This window comes from Klebsiella sp. 141240, assembly GCF_050600805.1.
GTDB lineage: Bacteria > Pseudomonadota > Gammaproteobacteria > Enterobacterales > Enterobacteriaceae > Klebsiella > Klebsiella aerogenes.
On the sequence record NZ_JAQIRK010000075.1, the window covers coordinates 1 to 370 of the forward strand.

The following is a 370-nucleotide window of genomic DNA, read 5'->3' on the forward strand; positions in this document are numbered from 1 at the left end:
CCGATGCATCCGTAGCTCAGCTGGATAGAGTACTCGGCTACGAACCGAGCGGTCGGAGGTTCGAATCCTCCCGGATGCACCATATTCTCCTTAGTAACAGCAATATCGTTGTTACATGGTCTGCGAAATTATCGCCAGCACCAGGGAGGATAACGTTGCGTAAGCAACGGCCCGTAGGGCGAGGCGTAGACGAGTCATCCTCCCGGATGCACCATTCTTGCCTGATTCTGAATTATTCAGATGAATTCTGTAGTAAACTAGTTATTCCGATGCATCCGTAGCTCAGCTGGATAGAGTACTCGGCTACGAACCGAGCGGTCGGAGGTTCGAATCCTCCCGGATGCACCATATTCTCCTTAGTAACAGCAAT

The 370-nt window shown here is 51.1% G+C and carries 2 tRNA genes; both read left to right on the forward strand.

Annotated elements, in window-relative coordinates:
- Positions 1 to 5 precede the first annotated feature (5 nt).
- Positions 6 to 82: transfer RNA gene (locus tag PGQ95_RS26400), tRNA-Arg, on the forward strand.
- A 189-nt stretch (positions 83 to 271) separates the two neighbouring features.
- A tRNA-Arg gene (locus PGQ95_RS26405) sits at positions 272 to 348 on the forward strand.
- Positions 349 to 370: the final 22 nt, after the last annotated feature.